The 18,500-nt window shown below is 60.0% G+C and carries 17 protein-coding genes; 7 read left to right on the top strand and 10 right to left on the bottom strand.

Translation table 11 applies throughout. The annotated features are described in order from the left end of the window. Positions 1-499 precede the first annotated feature (499 nt). From BFL40_RS10280 to BFL40_RS10255, 6 genes are all read right to left on the bottom strand, one after another. The gene (locus BFL40_RS10280; RefSeq protein WP_071483875.1) at positions 500-2,110 is read right to left on the bottom strand and encodes a GMC family oxidoreductase; all 1,611 of its coding nucleotides are present in this window, start codon (positions 2,108-2,110) and stop codon (positions 500-502) included. A gap of 37 nt (positions 2,111-2,147) precedes the next feature. Next, the gene (locus BFL40_RS10275; RefSeq protein WP_071483874.1) at positions 2,148-3,365 is read right to left on the bottom strand and encodes a mandelate racemase/muconate lactonizing enzyme family protein; all 1,218 of its coding nucleotides are present in this window, start codon (positions 3,363-3,365) and stop codon (positions 2,148-2,150) included. Position 3,366: 1 nt separating this feature from the next. Continuing rightward, the gene (locus tag BFL40_RS10270) at positions 3,367-4,677 is read right to left on the bottom strand and encodes an MFS transporter (RefSeq protein ID WP_071483895.1); all 1,311 of its coding nucleotides are present in this window, start codon (positions 4,675-4,677) and stop codon (positions 3,367-3,369) included. 76 nt (positions 4,678-4,753) lie between these two features. Continuing rightward, positions 4,754-6,178: an aldehyde dehydrogenase gene (aldA, locus tag BFL40_RS10265; RefSeq protein ID WP_071483873.1), complete on the bottom strand. Its 1,425-nt coding sequence runs from the start codon at positions 6,176-6,178 to the stop codon at positions 4,754-4,756. A gap of 286 nt (positions 6,179-6,464) precedes the next feature. Continuing rightward, on the bottom strand, positions 6,465-7,628 hold the full coding sequence (locus BFL40_RS10260; RefSeq protein WP_071483872.1) for a lipase family protein: 1,164 nt from the start codon (positions 7,626-7,628) through the stop codon (positions 6,465-6,467). A gap of 6 nt (positions 7,629-7,634) precedes the next feature. Continuing rightward, positions 7,635-8,222: an NUDIX domain-containing protein gene (locus tag BFL40_RS10255; RefSeq protein WP_071483871.1), complete on the bottom strand. Its 588-nt coding sequence runs from the start codon at positions 8,220-8,222 to the stop codon at positions 7,635-7,637. Positions 8,223-8,338: 116 nt separating this feature from the next. Here BFL40_RS10255 and BFL40_RS10250 point away from each other — a divergent pair, with 116 nt between their 5' ends. Beyond that, positions 8,339-9,508, top strand: coding sequence for a GGDEF domain-containing protein (locus tag BFL40_RS10250; protein WP_071483870.1), 1,170 nt, complete (start codon positions 8,339-8,341; stop codon positions 9,506-9,508). 98 nt (positions 9,509-9,606) lie between these two features. Beyond that, the gene (locus tag BFL40_RS10245) at positions 9,607-10,533 is read left to right on the top strand and encodes an alpha/beta hydrolase (protein ID WP_071483869.1); all 927 of its coding nucleotides are present in this window, start codon (positions 9,607-9,609) and stop codon (positions 10,531-10,533) included. A 192-nt stretch (positions 10,534-10,725) separates the two neighbouring features. On the opposite strand, the gene BFL40_RS10240 is transcribed toward BFL40_RS10245, so the two are convergent. After that, positions 10,726-11,886, bottom strand: coding sequence for an alpha-hydroxy acid oxidase (locus BFL40_RS10240; RefSeq protein ID WP_071483868.1), 1,161 nt, complete (start codon positions 11,884-11,886; stop codon positions 10,726-10,728). 122 nt (positions 11,887-12,008) lie between these two features. Here BFL40_RS10240 and BFL40_RS10235 point away from each other — a divergent pair, with 122 nt between their 5' ends. The 3 genes from BFL40_RS10235 (at position 12,009) to BFL40_RS10225 (ending at position 14,932) form a co-directional block, all read left to right on the top strand. Beyond that, positions 12,009-12,791, top strand: coding sequence for a DeoR/GlpR family DNA-binding transcription regulator (locus BFL40_RS10235; protein ID WP_071483867.1), 783 nt, complete (start codon positions 12,009-12,011; stop codon positions 12,789-12,791). A 123-nt stretch (positions 12,792-12,914) separates the two neighbouring features. Then, entirely contained in the window at positions 12,915-13,907 is a 993-nt protein-coding gene (locus tag BFL40_RS10230) for a DUF2157 domain-containing protein (protein WP_071483866.1), read from the top strand. Further along, entirely contained in the window at positions 13,904-14,932 is a 1,029-nt protein-coding gene (locus BFL40_RS10225; protein WP_071483865.1) for a DUF2157 domain-containing protein, read from the top strand. The genes BFL40_RS10230 and BFL40_RS10225 overlap by 4 nt, the downstream gene beginning before the upstream one ends. Before the next feature lie 27 nt (positions 14,933-14,959). Here BFL40_RS10225 and BFL40_RS10220 read toward each other — a convergent pair whose 3' ends face one another. From BFL40_RS10220 to BFL40_RS10210, 3 genes are all read right to left on the bottom strand, one after another. After that, entirely contained in the window at positions 14,960-16,132 is a 1,173-nt protein-coding gene (locus BFL40_RS10220) for a lysozyme inhibitor LprI family protein (RefSeq protein WP_235864672.1), read from the bottom strand. 84 nt (positions 16,133-16,216) lie between these two features. Continuing rightward, positions 16,217-16,762: a putative natural product biosynthesis protein gene (locus tag BFL40_RS10215; RefSeq protein WP_071483863.1), complete on the bottom strand. Its 546-nt coding sequence runs from the start codon at positions 16,760-16,762 to the stop codon at positions 16,217-16,219. Positions 16,763-16,824: 62 nt separating this feature from the next. Next, entirely contained in the window at positions 16,825-17,208 is a 384-nt protein-coding gene (locus BFL40_RS10210; RefSeq protein ID WP_071483862.1) for a DUF2946 domain-containing protein, read from the bottom strand. A gap of 179 nt (positions 17,209-17,387) precedes the next feature. On the opposite strand from BFL40_RS10210, the gene BFL40_RS10205 reads away from it, so the two are divergent. Beyond that, complete coding sequence (locus BFL40_RS10205; protein WP_016969077.1) at positions 17,388-17,996, top strand: SCO family protein; 609 nt, start codon at positions 17,388-17,390, stop codon at positions 17,994-17,996. After that, a complete protein-coding gene (locus BFL40_RS10200; protein ID WP_071483861.1) occupies positions 17,996-18,463 on the top strand; it encodes a copper chaperone PCu(A)C in 468 nt (155 codons plus the stop codon). The genes BFL40_RS10205 and BFL40_RS10200 overlap by 1 nt, the downstream gene beginning before the upstream one ends. Positions 18,464-18,500: the final 37 nt, after the last annotated feature.

Genomic DNA, 18,500 nt, shown 5'->3' with positions numbered 1-18,500 from the left:
CCGACCTGAGTGGTGTAGATCAAAAGCGGTCGAATGTGGGAGGGTGCAAGTCGAATCATCGCCCCCCTCCCACATTTGGATCTCCATACATCAGGGAAACTGCAATCTGCCCTGCTTCCGATCTGGCTTTTGCTCCACACCACTCAGGTCGGCTTTCAGGCCGCCGTGCTCTGCTTTTGATCTGCTTGTGATCTTGATCTCAGGCGCCCCATTAACCACGCTGGCCGCACGCAGGCTTGAATCCGTGGGTAACCCGGCAGGACGCCGGGTTAGCCGCGCTGGGCCAAGGATGGCCCATCGCGGCGGCCCACGGATTCAAGCCTGCGTGCGGGCACACCGAGCCTAGGCGAGGTGCCGAGTGGTGGGGCAAGAGCCCTTTGCTTACTTTGGGCTGGGCCGGCATTCCGGCTTTTCCAAAGTGAGTCGCTGTAAAAGCGAAACCAATAGCAGCCGTTACCGCAGCAACGGATATGTACCCAACCTACCTTCAGCCATGTTCTCAGCCATCAGCCAAAATCAAATCCGCGCCCTTCTCCGCCACCATCAACACCGCCGCATGGGTATTCCCCGACGTCACATTAGGAAAGATCGACGCATCGACAATGCGCAACCCGTCCAACCCATGCACCTTCAAGCGCTTGTCCACCACCGACACCTGCGGGTCCGACCCCATGGCGCAGGAGCCGCACAGGTGGTAAATCGAGCCGCTGTTTTCGCGGAAGTATTGCAGCATCTGCTCATCAGTTTGCACCGCCGCACCAGGTAAAACCTCGGCCACCGTGATGCCCTTAAGCGCCGGTGCCTGCATGATCTTGCGCATCAACCGACTGCCCTGAATCACCTCGTCAATGTCCTTCTGGGTGCTCAGGTAATTGGGGTCGATCAAGGCCGCGTCCCGTGGGTTTTTCGAGGCAATGCGGATGGTGCCGCGACTGGTCGGCCGGCACGGGTTGAAGCACAACAAGAAGCCGGAATACGGCTCAGGCTTGAGGCTGGCCTTGTTGTTCTTCGGGATCTGATACGACAGCGGGTTGAAGTACAACTGCAGGTTCGGGTCCTTCTGCTCGTCGTTGCCACGAAAGAAACCACCCGCCTGGTTAACGCTCATGGCCAGCGCACCCTTGCGAGTCAGCAGGTACTTGAGGCCGAGTTTGAATTGACCGAACAGCGAGCTGAGTTCGTCGTTCAGGGTCGGGATATTAGCCTTGTAGTAATAGCTGGCGCACAGATGGTCTTGCAGGTTTTCACCCACCGCCGGCAGGTGCTTGACCAGCGGGATATTGTGCTCGGCCAACAACTGCTGATCAGCCACACCGGACAGCTGCAGGATCTTCGGCGTGTCCACCGCACCGGCGCACAGGATCACTTCCTTGCGCGCAGTGAAGGTACGCGCCACACCGTGTTGGGTCACCGCAATCCCGGTTGCACGCTGTTGATCGTCGAACAGCACACGGTCGACCAAAGCATGCAGTTCGACGCTCAGGTTCGTACGGCTCAGCGCCGGATGCAGGTGCGCAAAGCTGCTGGAGCTGCGTTCGCCATTGCGGGTGTTGACGTCATACAGCCCGGCGCCCTCAAAGTTGGGGCCATTGAAGTCGTCACTATGGGCATAACCCAGCTGTTCGCAGCCCTTGAGGAACACATCGCAGATCGGGTGAGTCTGGCCCTTCATCGGCGTGATGCTGATAGGGCCGCTGCCGCCGTGGTACTCAGTGTCGCCCAGCGGGTGGTTTTCCAGTTTGCGAAAGTACGGCAGTACATCCTTGAAGCCCCAGCCGTCGTTGCCGTTAGCGGCCCAGTCATTGAAGTCATGGGCCTGGCCGCGTACGTAGATCATCGCGTTGATCGAGCCCGAGCCACCCTGCACCTTGCCGCGTGGGGCATAGATAGCACGGTCGGCGAGCTGCTTTTGCGGCTGGCTGTAGTACATCCAGTTGAAGGTCGGGTTGTAATACATCTTGGCGAAACCGACCGGGATCTTGAACCACCAGGAACTGTCCTTGCCACCGGCTTCCAGCAGCAACACGGAGTGTTCGCCCGAGGCGGACAAGCGGTTGGCGAGGACGCAGCCGGCGGCGCCGGCACCGGCGATGATGTAGTCATATGTCATGCAGATTTACCGCGTTATTCGTAGTGAAGTGCCTGGCTCAGCCCTTGGCGGGCGAGGTGTCTTTGACGTCGGCAGGTGTGGGTGCCATTTGCAGGTGCAGGCGCTCGCCGGTGTACGGCGTGTGTTTGCGCACCACGTCCATGTTCAGCTCCACCCCCAGGCCCGGCTCGGTGGACGGGATGATGTAGCCGTCCTCCCATTGCAGCGGTTTGGTCAGTACTTGGGCATGGAAGCCGCCCCAGGTCATGATGCTTTCCTGGATCAGGAAGTTCGGTGTACAGGTCGCCAGCTGGAAGCTCGCCGCCGCACCAATCGGCCCGTTGTACAGGTGGGGCGCGATCTGTGCGTAGTAGGCTTCGGCCATGCTCGCGATTTTCTTTGCCTCCAGCAGCCCGCCGCAACGCGCCACGTTCATCTGCAGGATCGACGCGCCACCGGCTTGCAGCAGCTTGAAAAACTCATACTTGGTGGTCAGCCGCTCGCCAGTGGCAATCGGGATCGTGGTCTTGGCTGCGACCTGTGCCATAGCGTCTTCCTGCCCCGGTGGCACCGGTTCTTCGAACCACAGCGGGTCGTATTTTTCCAGACGCTTGGCCAGGCGAATCGCCGACGACGGCACCATCTGCCCGTGGGTCCCGAACAGCAGGTCGCACTTGTCGCCCACCGCTTCGCGGATCTTTCGGCAGAAGGTCTCGCAGCGCTCCAGCACTTCCAGGGAGATCTGGTGACCGGAATACGCGGTGTACGGGCCTGCCGGGTCGAACTTCACCGCAGTGAAGCCTTTGTTCATGTTCTCGATGGCGCACTCGGCTGCCAGGTCCGGGTCGTCGTAGTCGTACTCGCCTTTGCTGTTGACCGGGTACAGGTAGGTGTAGGAACGCAGGCGTTCGTTGACCTTGCCACCGAGCAACTCATAGACCGGCTTGTTGGCGGCCTTGCCGATAATGTCCCAGCAAGCCATTTCCAAACCGCTGACCACGCCCATCATGGTCAGGTCCGGGCGCTGGGTGAAGCCGCTCGAATAGGCCTGGCGGAAGAAACGCTCGATATGGTGCGGGTCGTGGTTAAGCAGGTAGCGCTCGAACACGTCTTCGATGATCGGCAGCATGGCCTTGGGGCCGAAGGTGGCGGCGTAGATCTCGCCGACGCCTTCGATGCCGCAATCGGTCTTGAGTTTGACAAACAGCCAGTACATGCCACCGATATGCGGCGGTGGGACGGCAACGATATGGGTTTCAAGGGCGACGATTTTCATCTCAGGCACCGGTCTGGTTGAATTTTTTACGGTTGATTCGAGCGCGCAAAGTCAGGGCCGCGAGGGTCCCGAGCACACCGACAAAGGCGATGTAGCCGAAGTACAGGTTGTAACCGACCTTGCCTGGGTAGGTGTCGGTCAGGTAGCCGTTGATCAGCGGGATAAACGTGTCGGGCAAGTAACCCACCACCGAGACGATGCCGATCGCCAAACCGGTGATGCGCAGCGGAATGTCGCAGCTGTCGAGGATCGCCCAATACAGGCCGCGAATCGCGTAGGTCATCAGGCCGATAAAAATCACCGTGCCGATCAGCAAGCCCAGGCTATTGAAGCCGGGAAATACAATCAGCCCGAGCATGCCCAGCGTCACCAGAATCAGCGCGACGATCAGCACCGAGATGTTCGAGAACTTGTCCCCCAGCCAGCCGCCACCGATACCGCCGATGGGGCGCATCCACAACTTGATGGTGGTGATGGTGCCCGCCATCACGGCGGTCATGCCGCTGCCTTGCAGGTAGTCAGAGAAGCTGTAGGTGGCCCAGAACATGTGATAACCGCAGAACACGATGGCGGTCACCAGCCACAGTTCAGGGATTTTCATCAGCGTGGTCAGGTCGGCGAGCAGGTTGAACTTACCCTTCTCCACCGCTGCCGTTTCGGCCATGGATTTCGGGTCCTTGAGCAGCACCAGCACGCAGCCGATGGCGATACACACGAACGAATACAGGTAGACCACGTGTTTGAAACCCTCGGCTGCCGACTGGCTGCGGGTTTCGGTGGCATAGGCGAACAGGCCCAGGGCCACGGTCGCCAACAACGCCTCAACCAGCCCGCGACCACCGTCGAGAATGCCGAAGAAACGACCTTGCTCGCTGTGGTGAGCGATCATCTTCACGCGCTTGAGCACCGAGGCCCAGAACGTCAGGCCGGTGGTCAAACCCCAGCAGCCGAAGATGATCATCAAGCCGGTCATCGACGGCACCGTCGAATACCACAGGCCCAGCGCGCCGGTGGCGACCAGCGAGAAGAAAATCAGGAAGCGTGGCGGCAGGCGATCGGCCAACCAGCCACTGGGCAAGTAGCTGAGCAAAAAGATCGTGCCGAGCATCGAGTAGAGGTAGCCCAATTCGCTGTGGTTAATGTGAAAAACCTCCAGCATGGTGGTCTGGTAGACCTGGCGCAGGTAGAGGATCGGGTAGATCGCCCCGGCGGCCAGCACCAGCAACATCAATTGGAAATAGCGACTGGCTTTGTCGCTGTTTGCCGCGGGCACGGCGATTGAAACCTGGGCAATGGGTGCAGGCTTGGACATCATGTGGACCTCAGGCACCCGATGCGCGGGTGCCCTGATAATTGTTTTTATTAAAGGTGCAGCAGGTGTTCGTGGATCAGTACTTCATGACCACCAAGCGGGTCTGGGTGAACTCAAGCATCCCGTGCTTACCGTCATCGCCGCCCAGCCCTGAGCGTTTCCAACCGGCATGGAAACCCTGATACGGGTCCGCCGGGGTTCGATTGACGTACAGCTCACCGGCTTCAATGGCATTCGCCACTTTCATCGCCGTGCGGTAGTTCTCGGTGTAGAGCACCGACGACAGGCCGAACTGATGGTCGTTGGCCATGGCCAGGGCTTCGTCGATATCGCGGTACTTGAGCACCGGCAACACCGGGCCGAAGATTTCTTCCTGGATGATTTCCATGTCCTGGCGGCAACCACTGAGCAGGGTCGGCGGGTAGAAATGACCAGGGCCGACCGGCAGCACGCCGCCTGTTTCCAGTACAGCACCGTCGGCGACGGCGCGCTCGACCATGGCGTGGATATTCTTTTGCGAGCTGGCGTTGACCAACGGGCCCATCAGGCTTGCGTCATTGGCGCGGTCGCCGAACTTCACAGCGCTGATTTTGGTTTTCAGCAACGCGAGGAATTGATCGTAGACGCGCTCATGCACATAGACACGCTCCACCGCCGTACACAGTTGCCCGCAGTGCGTGGTCTTGGACGCGACAATGGCGCTCGCGGCCTGCTCCAGGTCGGCATCGGCCTCGATGATTGCCGGGGTCTTGCCGCCGAGCTCCAGGGACGGTTTGGCGATATTGGCCTTGCAGTAATCCAGCACAATGCGCCCGGCATTGACGCTGCCGGTGAGCGTGATCAAACCGACGGCCTTGTGGGTGCAGACACTGGCGGCGGTGGCGTGGTCCATGGTCAGGATGTTGATCACACCGGCCGGAATCCCAGCGGTGACCACGGCCTTGGCGATTTCAAACGCTGACAGCGGCGTGTTGTTGCTTGGGCGTACCACCACGGTATTGCCGGCAATCAACGCCGGGGCGATTTTGCGCAGCAAGGTGTAGACCGGGTAATTGAACGGGATCAGGCAAGCCACGACGCCAATCGGCTCGCGTTGCAGGAACAGGTTTTCGTCTGGGGTATCGCTGGGGATGATTTCGCCTTCGATGCGGCGTGCCCATTCGGCGTGGTAGCGGGTGATCTGTGCGGCGTAACGGGCTTCGTTGCTGGCGTCGCTGACGCTCTTGCCGGACTCGCTGGCCAGGGCTGTGCCGATGGCTTCGGCGTGGGTGTCCAGGGCGTCGGCAAAGGTGCGAAGGTGTTCGGCGCGTTCGATGCTGGTGAGTTTGCCCCAGGTTTTCTGGGCTGCTGCTGCAGAGTCGACGGCGGCGATGGCTTCGTCTGCCGTGGCGGCGCTGACGTGGCCGACCAGGGTTTCAGTGGCAGGGTTGTAGACGGCGATCAAGGCGTCGCTGGCAGGTTCGGCGAATTGGCCGTTGTAGAAATTGCGCTCGGGTTGCATGTGGTTTGCCCAACGTTGTTGTTTTGCGAGTGACATGCAGTTTTGTATTTGCTTGGGGGGTGTGCAAACGACTTATTGGGTGGGGTAACTTGCTTAAAATGAAGGTTAGTGGGGTTTTGGTTGGGTACATATCCGTTTCTTGGGTAACGGCCGCTATTGGTTCCGCTCTTACGGCGACTTACTTTGGGGCTTTTCCAAAGTGAGTCGCCGTAAGGGCGAAACCATAAGCCGCCGTTACCGCAAAAACGGATATGCCCCCCAAAAACCTATCTGCGCCCCACCTGTTTCAACGCTCACAATTACCTGCAATCGCCTCCCCAGCGAATGCGCGGCGGACAAAGCTAGTCGAGTCACCCAGCGAGCCGTTAACAGCCCCTGAGTGATCCAGCTCAGGGTAAAAATGCCATTCAACCCGATCACCCGCCTTGCAAGCGTCCCTTACCAAGGCTTTCTGCCCAGGCACAAACACGTCGCGGTCCTTGCCACCCGTGCCGAGAAAGATCGGAATAGCGGTGTTCAACGTGGGATAAGCCGACTCACGATTGACCAAGTCCAAGGCCGCCTTGGGCGAACGTTTGAAGCTGTTGTTGAAACTCAGACCATCAGCGACCACACGCTGCTCGATCGCATGCAGGCACTCATCCTGACTGGCCTTGAACGCCGGCATAGCCTGCTCAGTCAAGTAATCCGCGGGGACAAATGCAGGGTCCAGCAAGGTAACGGTGCTCAACCGCAACAGGTTATAGGCAAAGGTCGGCACCACCGAACGACGGGCATCTTCCAGCTCAGCACTTTTGCCTTGCCCATGGGCAGAGGCATAAGGCGTACCCGTGCCAACCACACCGACAATATCGACCTCAGGCGCATAAGCCTTGGCATACACCGCCGTGGCAAACGCCGCCCGGCCGCCCTGGGATTGACCAAACACCACGACCTTTTTCGACAACTTGAAGTCAGCGCCACTGACGGCACGGATACTGTCCAACACGCCATAGGCCAGCGGACGCGTAAGCCCGTAAGGGTGCAAACCCGGCGTGCCCAGCCCCTGATAGTCGGTGGCAACAATCGCGTAACCCTGATCGAGCCAATAATTGAGGTAGCGCGTATCCCGTGGGCTGCGCTCAGTCAACGACGGCGCGCAACGGTCAGCGCTGCCGACCGTACCATGTGCCCAGGCCATCAGCGGCCAGCCACCGGTCGGCGGCTCGCCTTTAGGCACAAACAGCGCACCCGACACCGTGATGGGCGTGCGGTTGTCGAGCCCATCGGTGGAGCTATAGAGAATCCGCAGGTTCTGCGCAGCGTCAGCCAGGCTCTGCTGGGACGTCAGTGCTTCGCTGCGCAATAACTGACCCGGACGGGTTGGTACGGGGCCCGACCAGGTATAGAACACCTCGGCAGCGCTGCTACTGCCCGCAATCAGTACACACAGCAATCCACACCAACGCATCACCGGTCACCACCCTTCTTTCAGCATGCGCAATTCCAGATGCTGCAACAGCATGATGGTCTTGCCGTCAGCAATTTCACCGCTTTGCACCATCGCCAGCGCCTGTTCAAAGCCCAGTTCCAGCACCTCGATGTCTTCTCCCTCCTCTTCCAGCCCTCCGCCCAGGCCGACCCGATCCGCCGGTTGGTACTCGCCGATAAAAAAGTGAATACGTTCGGTCACCGAGCCCGGGCTCATGAAGGCCGCATAGATCTTTTCTACATGACCGACGCGGTAGCCAGTCTCTTCTTCGGCTTCCAGGCGAATGCGCGCTTCGGGGCTGGCGTTGTCCAGCAGGCCGGCAGCGGTCTCGATCAGGTAGCCGTGGTAATCGTTGACGAAGGTGGGCATGCGGAACTGGCGGATCAGCAGCACCGTGCGCTGCTCACGGTTGTACAACAGAATGGTCGCGCCATTGCCCCGGTCGTATACCTCACGAGTCTGGGATTGCCAGCGGCCATCCTGGCGGCGCAAGTCGAAGCTGTATTTTTTCAGGAGGTACCAGCTGTCCGAGAGGGTTTCTTCGGCGGTGATACGAACGGGGCTGTTATCCATGACCGGGCCTTTGCTCAAAGGAGCAGGAGCATGTCGCGGTGGCAATGTCAGCGTCAAGCGGATCACTTACCGCTACAATCGCGCTCCACAAAGGACTCCTCTCCAGGTTCAAGGAAATGATGCTGCACATCCCGACGCTTCTGATAGTCGCCGTGTTCGTGTTTTGCCTGATGGGCCTGCTGACGGTCCACGCCTGGAGCCGTGGCCGCGAGCCGACCCTGGGCTATCTCGGCATCATGTTGCTGCTCGCCTCGTTGGGCACCGGGCTGATCGTGGTGCGCGGCATGGGCATGGACTATGTCGCGTTGATCATCGGCAATGTGGTGCTGTTACTCAGCGCCTCGATGAACTGGACCGCCATGCGCGCCTTCGTGCAGTGCAAGCCCAACGTGCCAGGCATCTTTGCAGGCGCAGGCCTGTGGCTGTTGATGTGCCTGGTACCGCAGTTCTACGGTTCGGTGTCGGCGCGGGTCACGCTGTATTCGCTGTTGGCCGCAGGCTATGGCGTGCTGTCGGCCCTGGAGTTATGGCGCAAGCGCGACACCCTGGAGGTGGCCTATGTACCTGCCCTGGCACTGACCCTGTGGCACACCGGTTTCTATGGCATCCGCGCCTTTACCGACCCCGGCCTGCCGATCAAAAACGCCCAGGCCTCCGGCGGTGAAGGCGTGCCCTTTTTCTCGTTCATGCTGTTTGAGTCGATGCTGTATGCCATCGGCATCGCCTACGTCACCCTGGCGATGGTCAAGGAACGCGCCGAACTGCGCTTCAAAGCCGCCGCATTCAGCGACGCGCTGACCGGCATCGGCAACCGTCGCGCCTTTATGCTCAAGGGTGAAAAACTGATGGCGGACAGCGCCCGGCGCCAGCAAAACGTGGCTCTGTTGCTGTGCGACCTGGACCACTTCAAGCGCCTGAACGACAGCTTCGGCCACCCCATGGGCGACCAGGCGTTGATCGCCTTCAGCCAGGTGACCCAGGGCACCTTGCGCAAAGGTGATGTATTTGCACGAATTGGCGGCGAAGAGTTTGCTTGCCTGCTGGCCGACAGTGATGACGCCTGTGCCTTTCAAGTCGCCGAGCGAATTCGTCAAGCGTTTTCCCGGCTGGAGTTATTGGCGCCTGGTTTCCTCAGCGTGAGCATCGGCATCACCACGACCGATAAAGCAGGCTACGACCTGTCGCACCTGCTCTCTCAAGCTGACCAAGCGCTGTACCTGGCCAAAGCGCGAGGGCGCAATCGGGTTCAGGTAGAGGCTGCCGCAGACCCCATTCCTGCGCTGTAATACTTTGCAAGTAATCCCCATCGACGGCTGTCGAATTAATTCCTGCCCTCGTAAGCCATCTGGTAAAACCCGTGCTTCGCTTTTGATCTGGAACCTTCATGTCTTCTCGTTTTCTGTCTCGCCTGGGCCTGCGCCGGTTTTCCCTGCTGTTCATGGCCGTTCTGATCGTCGGCCTGCCGGTGGGTTGCGCCGTGCTGCAACACAAGGAGCGCGAGCTGGTGTTTCGCATCGAACCGGGGACTGCCAGCTGGTACAGCGGCTTGCCCAAGACGGTGCAAGAGTTCGAACTCAAGCCCGCCAGTTTCAAATCGGGGCAGAACATTCATGGCTGGTGGTACCCGGCAGACAAGAAGGACGCGCCGGCGATCCTCTACCTGCACGGCGTGCGCTGGAACCTCACCGGGCAGCTGTTTCGCATTGAGCAATTGCACGCGTTGGGCTACTCGGTGCTGGCCATCGATTATCGCGGTTTCGGCCAGAGCCACGGTGATTTGCCATCGGAAACCACGGTATATGAAGACGCGCGCATCGCCTGGGAACGCTTCCAGACCTTGCAGCCAGACCCCAACAAACGCCTGATCTACGGTCACTCCCTGGGCGGCGCGGTGGCTATCGACCTGGCAGCGCAGTTGAGCAAACAAACGCCTGTGCCCGTGCGCGGGCTGGTGATCGAATCCACGTTCACCTCCCTGGCCGATGTCGCCACCGCCGTGGCCAATACCTCGTTGCCGGTGCGCTGGTTGCTGTCGCAGAAATTCGATTCCATCGACAAGATTGCCGACGTCCATATACCGCTGCTGGTGGTCCACGGTCTCGCCGATCAGTTCGTGCCACCACGTTTCAGCCAGCAATTATTTGAAGCCGCCCAGGAACCCAAACGGCTGTTACTGGTGCCCGGTGCCAGCCATAACAACAGCATGAGCCTGGCCGGTCGCAGTTATGGCCAGGCGCTGGAAAACCTGATGCGCGCGAAGGTGCCCGCACAGGTCGTCACGCACTCCACAGGGCTTAACGGCGACTCATAAATGCGCTTTTCGGCACTGGCTTCGCGCTTGGCTGTCAAGCGCAAACCCTGCCCATACTGGCCCCCGCCAGAAGTTGATCAAATATTAACCGAGGGTTAAATCGCCAACCCTGCCGGGTCTTCGCAAAGTTATCCACAGAGATACCCACGGTTTTCGTGGACAACTCTTTTTACTTTTTTACGTTTTTTTTGCTCAGTCAGCGCCTTCCGGAAACGTGCCCGGCAGCAAAATCTCGCGGTTCACATCGCGTATATCGTTATAGCCACACAACGCCATCGACACGTCCAACTCGCGGGCGATGATCTCCAGCGCCTTGGTCACGCCCGCTTCACCCAGCGCACCCAAACCGTACAAATGCGGGCGACCGATCATGGTGCCTTTTGCGCCCAGCGCCATCGCCTTGAGTACGTCCTGGCCGGAGCGAATACCGCCATCGAGCCACACTTCAATCTGATCGCCCACGGCCTCAACAATCGCCGGTAATTGGCTGATGCTCGAGGGTGCGCCATCCAACTGACGGCCACCGTGGTTGCTCACTACTAGCGCATCGGCGCCGGAGTTCGCCGCCAGGCGCGCATCTTCCACATCGAGAATGCCCTTGATAATCAGCTTGCCGCCCCAGCACTTCTTGATCCACTCCACATCGTCCCAGCTCAAGCGCGGGTCAAATTGCTGGGCGGTCCACGACGACAGCGAACTCATGTCCGCCACGCCTTTTACATGGCCGACGATATTGCCGAAGCTACGGCGTTGGGTGCCAAGCATGCCCATCACCCAGCGTGGCTTGGTGGCCATGTTGAGGATATTCGGCAGGGTCAGTTTGGGCGGCGCCGACAAGCCGTTGATCAAGTCCTTTTGACGTTGCCCAAGGATTTGCAGGTCCAGGGGCAACACCAGCGCATCAACGCCGGCGGCCTTGGCGCGCTCGATCAACTGTTCGACAAACGCGCGGTCGCGCATCACATACAGTTGGAACCAGAATGGCTGGCCGACGTGTTCGGCAATGTCTTCCAGGGAGCAGATGCTCATGGTCGACAAGGTGTAGCGCAGGCCAAAAGCGGCAGCGGCACGGGCGGTCAGAATCTCGCCGTCGGCATGTTGCATACCCGCCAGGCCGGTGGGTGCAAGCGCGACCGGCATCGCCATTTCCTGGCCGATCATGGTGGCGCGGATTGAGCGTTCATCAATGTTGCGCGCCACGCGCTGGCGGAATTTGATGCGGGCAAAATCACTTTCATTTGCCCGGTAGGTGCTTTCAGTCCAGGAGCCGGAATCGGCGTAATCGTAAAACATCCTTGGGACACGTTTCTGCGCCAGCTTGCGTAAGTCTTCGATGGTTGTGATCAACGACATCGGGGGTCACCTCTCCCTGAACTGAACACAGAGAGTAACCGCCCATCGGCTGCGCAACCAGCCATTGCGTTTATATGGGCGGGCGACTAATCTCGCATAAACCCGCAAAAAGATGCACAACCATGCATAACACTCACCAAGCCATTGACCTGCCTTCTTTGCGTAAACAGAAGATCTTGTTGCTGTTGGAACGCGACGGCAAAGTAACCGCCTCGGAATTGGTCGAGCATTTTGCGGTGTCCCAGGACACCATCCGCCGCGACCTCGGTGAACTGGCGGCTGCCGGTTTACTGCAACGTGTGCATGGCGGTGCCCTGCCCCGGCCCAAGGACACCGGCAAAGACTTCTTCACCCGCGTCGGCGAGACCAACGACGCCAAGCGCCACCTCGCGCAACTGGCGGCTGACCGCGTGGAAGACGGCCAGATCGTGCTGTTCGACTCCGGTTCCACCACCCTGAAAATCGCCCAATCATTGCCGCGCTCGATCCGCCTGACCGTTGTTACGCCGTCACCGATGATCGCCATCGCCCTGGCGGACCATCCCAATGTGAAAGTGATTTTAGCGGGCGGCCAGCTCAACCCGGCCACCCTGTCCACCAGCGGCCACGAAGCCGTGCGCCTGATCCAGAGCGTCAAGGCGGACCTGCTGTTTACCGGCGTGTGTGCATTGCATCCGCAAGTCGGCATCACTTCACTGCACTTCGATGAAGTAGCGGTCAAGCAAGCCCTGCTCGACAGTGCATCCCACGTGGTTGCGGTGACCATGGCGGACAAACTCGGTGCAGTGGAGCCTTTTGTGGTAGCGCCGTGCGACCGTATCCACACGCTGATAACCGAGTGGCATGTGCCGAGTGTCGAGGCGTATCAGCAACTGGGGCTGGAAGTGTTGCGGATAGAGGTCTAACCCGCGTTCAAGACAATACAGGCGAGAAACCACCCGGCAGGCTCGAAACATTCTCTGTTTTGTGCGATGAATAAGGCTGCCCACCGTTCCCCGCCCCCAGTCTTCAACATAGAGCCTAGATACATGAGGAAAGCCACCCAGGAATTGATGCTCCGCGAAATCGCCGACTGGCAGCACCGGGGGCTGATCGACAAACAAACCCAGGAGCGTCTGGGCGCGCCCTATCGGCGCCCTGGTCAACTGCTGTCGACGGTATTGCAATGGCTGGGCATCGGCGCGGTGTTGCTGATTGGCGCGGCCATCCTGGGCGGCGTGAGCGTGCTCAGTGAGTCGGTCACCCTGGGTACTGTGCTGTTTTTTATTGCCGGCGGCGGGTTGTGGTGGGTCGGGGTCCGTCTGGCGCGGGATCCGGCCGGGCGCATGCCGGTGACCGGTGTTGCCCTCTTGACCATAGGCCTGATGCTTATCGGTGGCAGCTTGTTGCTCGGCGGCTTTGTCGACGAAGGCGTCGCGCTTGATCGGGTGCCTTTGGCGCTGCTGATCACCGCCTTACTGAGTATCGCCACGGCGTATCGTTATCGCCTGCGCTGGCCATTGTTGCTGGGATTGCTGTGCGCCTTTCATGGCCTGGGCTCTTGGGAGCGTTATGCCGGCGGTGGTTCTTATGTGTTCGACATCCAGGACCCGCGCGCCATGCTGGTGATTGCCGGGATAGCAGCGTTGTTGGGGCTGTGGCACCAACAGGCGGAGCAAGGTCCGCTGCGCCACTTCAGCGGCTTCGGGCGCCTGTACGTGATTTTCGGGCTGCTCTACTTCAACTGTTCGCTGTGGTTCCTGAGCCTTGAAACCTACTACACATCCCAATCAGCGTTCTGGATAGCGTTGTTTACCCTTGGGGCCATCAGCCAGTTGGTGATCGGTGCACGCTTCAAACACCCAAGCTTTACCGGCTTCGGTGTGGTGTTTCTTGGCATAGACCTCTACACACGCTTCTACGAATACTCATGGGACCGTCTGAGTGTCGCGGCTTTTTTCGTTGCGGCCGGGGTCATTGGCGTGTTGCTGGGCGCGGTGTTTGAACGCGCGGCGCTACGCGCAAGGAAGGAACGCTCATGAGCCCGGATCAGCGTAATCAACAGGTTCACGATGCCCTGGATCAATGGCTGCGCGAGGGGCAGATTGAGCCCGACGCACACAGCCGCATCGGCGAACTGTACCCCCTGACCCGATGGGACTGGCGCTCGCTGGGGCGCTGGTTTCTGACGTTCGGCGCCATCAGCCTGGCGGCCGGCCTGCTGCTGTTTTTGCGTGAACACCTGACATTCACCCTGCCCAAACTGGCAATCAGCTTGTCAGTGGTGACCTTGGGCCTGTTTGTCGTCGGGCGTTGGCTGCCCGTCAAGGGCTTCAAAATGCTCGGCAGCACGGCCGAACTGCTGGGCGGTTTTGCCCTGATCGGCGTGAGCTTTGTGGTGGGCATGATCTACTCGGACGGCTCCGGTAACTGGCCGGCATTGTTGCTGGTCGACCTGCTGGTGTTGCTGGTGCTCAGCTATGCCTTGGGCAATGTGTTGCTGTTGACGCTGTGCAGCGTCGTGTTTTTTGTCTGGTTTGGTGGCCGCACCGGCTATGTATCCGGCTGGGGCGCCTACTGGTTCGGCATGAACTACCCACTGCGTTTTCTTGGGGCAGCAACACTGCTGCTGGCTGCAGGGATCGTGCACCTGCGTTGTGAGGCTGGGCTGCTGCGCCGCTACAGTGGGTTTGCCAAGGTCTGGATCTCGTGTGGCTTGTTTGTCGGTGAAATGTCCTTGTGGCTGCTGTCGCTGTTTGGCAGCTACGACTTGATCGATGGGCCGTGGCACTTTGCCGAGGCCGGAGAACTGCTGGGGTTCAACCTGTTGTGGGCGTTGGTCAGCCTTGGCGTTTTGGCAGTGGGCCTACGCTTGAGGTTCGGCATGTTGGTGGGGTATGGCGTGACGTTTTTGATCATCCAGTTGTACACCCTGTTTTTCACCCAACTGGCCGAAACCCTGGGTTGGCTGATGAGCTTGCTGATGGCGGGTGGCAGTCTGCTGGCCCTGGCGACCTGGCTGGAGTCGCAGCGTCAGAGTCGGCGCGCGACCACCACCGATGCGTGAGCCTGCACGGTTGAAGGTGGCCTGAGCCTATCGGTCACCGCCGAAATCACCGATAAAATCCAGGCGTTTGGCCAGCCACTGCCGGACAATCTCCCGCGCTGCGACCTGCGCATCATCGACCGAGAACCCCCGCTCACGCTGCAGCCAGGCTGCCGTTGCCTGCCGCGCGGGGTCGATGGCAGCCAAGGCCTGCCGACGCGCTGTCTTCGGCCATAGTGCTTCATCGCTCCAACTGCGTATCGCCGGTTCGGGATCCTCTGCGTGCTCCTGAGCCTTGAGAAAATCCCGGGGTGACACGGTGGCGCGCAAACTCAACACATTCCAGTCGGCATAGCTGGCGAACCGGATCGTGCCGGTATTGCCGCTGGCGATCGAAATGGCTGGGGCAAAGCCTGCGTCCAATTGCTGCCACGCCGGCTGCTTGAACAGGTCGCCCTGCGGCGCGCATACGGGCGCAAAGGTGTCGCGGGTCGAGCCATACAACGGCCCAAATGCCGCGTAGGCGTCTTCACCGTGGCGGCTGAAAACAAAACAATGCACATACGCACGCTGGTCAGCGAAAAATTCGTACTGCGCGCGCTCAATCATCATGCGCAGCAGCGTTAACGTGACCCGGTCACGGCTGACGTTGGAGTCTGCCTCCAGGTCTTGAAAGATGTCCCAGGGAAAACTGTCGGTCTTGAGCACGGCGAGCACCCTGCGCCGGTTTTCTTCAGCCTCTTGCGCCGTCACCCCGCTCGCGGGTTCAAACCGTTGCAGGTACACCAGCCAAGCCGCCGCAAGCTCACTCATCGGGTAACGCCGCAACCCTTGAGCGGCGTCCGCCGGGCGGTTGGGAATGCTCGCAATAATCGTATCCAGCTCTGCGGTGTCCGGCTGGGTGAGCTTGGCCACTTCAACCAGCCGCTGGCTCAGTACCGGTTGCAGGCAATTGATGTCGCTGCCGCAGGCATTACGAATTTTCAGCCAGGCGCGCTGGTCATTGCGCAACGCCTCACGCGGCGCGCCCTGGAGCTTGCCTAAGGCGCGTCGGTAATGTTCATCCAACAGGGTGTCGAGACGGCTCAACTCGGCGTTGCCGCAGAGGGTTTGCTCCACGGGTGTCGTGGCTTTTTTGCAGTCAAAGGACGCCGCCCAGGCGGGTGAGCCGATGCTCAATAACACACCGACTATCCCGATCAGCGAGGAACGTTTTTTCACGAAGCAATCCATGGCAATCCCTGTGGCAAGTTCTTTGAAGGCGCCTAGTGTGCCGCCTCACGCGCTGATCACAAAGCCATGACATTACGGCACCGGTAACCAGCCGCTGAATTCACCTTGGGCACCCAGCGGGCACCAGGCAAAATCCCAAGGAGAAGTCGGCAGCGCCTGGTGCTCAGCTGCACTAAGCCTTACACCTTTCCAATCGAATACCGTCGAACCTTGCCAGGCCAGGACCACACCCAGGGCTTGGCTGTCATCCGTGTTTATCCAACACGCAGCCGCCGCCGCCATAAAGGCTTCGATGGGCTCATCGTCGATCTGCGTGCGGTACGGCGAGGCCAGCAGCCAGCGGCAGACATTCAGGTGATAAGTCCAATCCAACGGCGGCTGATTGCGATAGGCCCACGTCATAAAGCTGCGGAACAGGTTCAACCCCTCGGGCGGGTCAAGCTTGAGCAGCGCCGGGCAGATATCGAACAAGGTATGCCAATGCGGTAACAGGCGCGCATCCAGGTGCACGAAGCAGCGCGAATTGCTCGGGTATTCAGGCAGCGCCGGTTCCGCGCGCAGGCGACGGGATGCCTTGCTGACCAGGCGGCTGGCGCCTGCAGGCAATAGGTGGTTCATGAAACGCACTCACAGTCGTGACGATAGAACGCCCCCTGGTGATAGGAGGCCCAAGGCACACGTCAGAATGCGGGGGAAGCGCGGGGGTTGGCCGAGGGCCAGGAGTATCGCGGCGGCGCCTTGTTGCGCCGCTCATGGGCCGGGCGTGGGGTTTGCCCGAGGCCCAACAGCCACGCCAGACCGATCAGGAACACGATGGCGACGGTCACCGCGTTGCACACCGGGCAGGCAAAGTAGTTCGAGATGTTGCTGGAAGACGGGTTACCCAACCCTTTGTCGGAAAGTGGCACCTGGCTGCCTTCCACCGAACAGAACTGGCCACCGATGCCATTGAGCTGCAAGCCCATCATTTCGCCATGCCCCAAACCGCAGACGAACACGTTCATCAGCACGCAGAAGTACAGGGTCCAGGCGACTAGCGAACGGTCGGGGAGGCTCAATTTCATGGCGGCGACTCTACCACCGAAGCCGCACTGGAATGAAGCACCACGCCCCCTGTGACAGAACGTCGCACATTACGTGGGCTGGCCAGGGTTGGTAGACTGTGCCCCCTCCTCTTTACTCCTTTTCAAAGCCTGATGTGTAGATCCAGAGCAATGCAGGCGTTTCACAGGATGCACAGTTGATGAGTACGTTATTCACCCGCCGCAAAGTGCTGACCGGCATGGGCCTGTTGGGCCTGGGCAGTCTGCTGGGCGGCTGTGACTACAGCCCCAAGCTGAACTTCAAGTACGGCAAGGACCTCAGTGACAAGATCATGGGCCGCACCTTCAAACTCAAGAACACCGACGGTGAAACCGTCACCCTGAGCTCGTTCCGTGGCCTGATGCCGGTAGTGTTCTTTGGTTTCACCCAGTGCCCGGCGGTCTGTCCGACCACCCTGGCGCGCGCCGCCCAGGCCAAGAAGCTGATGGGCCGCGACGGTGAGATCATGCAAGTGGTGTTTATCACCCTCGACCCCGAGCGCGACACGCCCGAGATTCTCGACAAGTACGTCAAGGCCTTCGATCCAAGCTTCGAAGCGCTGTATGGCACCCCGGAAGAAATCGCCGTGGCCGCCAAAGAGTTCGGGATCTTTTATGAAAAGATCCCCGCCGGTGACACCTACACCCTGTCCCACACGGCCACCAGTTTTGTTTTCGACACCCGCGGCAACCTGCGCCTGGGCCTGTCGGCATCCCTTACCGCTAAAGAGTGCGCAGAAGACCTGCTCACCGTCATGGAGGTCTGCTAATGACTGCCGTTCAACACCTCAAGCGCATCACACTCGGCCTCACCTTGCTGGGCCTGGCCGCACACGCCAGCGCCCAGGTTCAAGTGACCGACGCGTGGGTACGCGCCACCGTGCCGGGCCAGCCATCCAGCGGCGCGTTCATGACCGTCACTGCCGACAGTGACAGCAAACTGCTCAAAGTAGCGTCGCCTGTCGCCAAAGACGTGCAGATCCATGAAATGAGCATGAAAGACGACGTGATGCGCATGGGCCCGGTAGACTCGGTGGCCCTGCCCGCCGGCAAAGCCGTCACCCTCGACCCGAACGGCTATCACGTGATGCTGATGGGCCTCACCGGCCAGATCAAGGAAGGCGACCAAGTGCCGCTGACCCTGACCGTGGAAAACGCCAAGGGCGAGAAGCAGTCGATTGAAATCAAAGCCCCGGCCCGTGCCCTGGATGGCATGGACCACAGCAAGATGCACTGATCCGCTTGATTACGCCGGCGCCTCTGAGCACCGGCGT

Source organism: Pseudomonas costantinii, assembly GCF_001870435.1.
GTDB classification, from domain to species: domain Bacteria; phylum Pseudomonadota; class Gammaproteobacteria; order Pseudomonadales; family Pseudomonadaceae; genus Aquipseudomonas; species Aquipseudomonas costantinii.
Note: the sequence above shows the minus strand (reverse complement) of the source record. Positions and strands in the feature narration are given on the sequence as shown.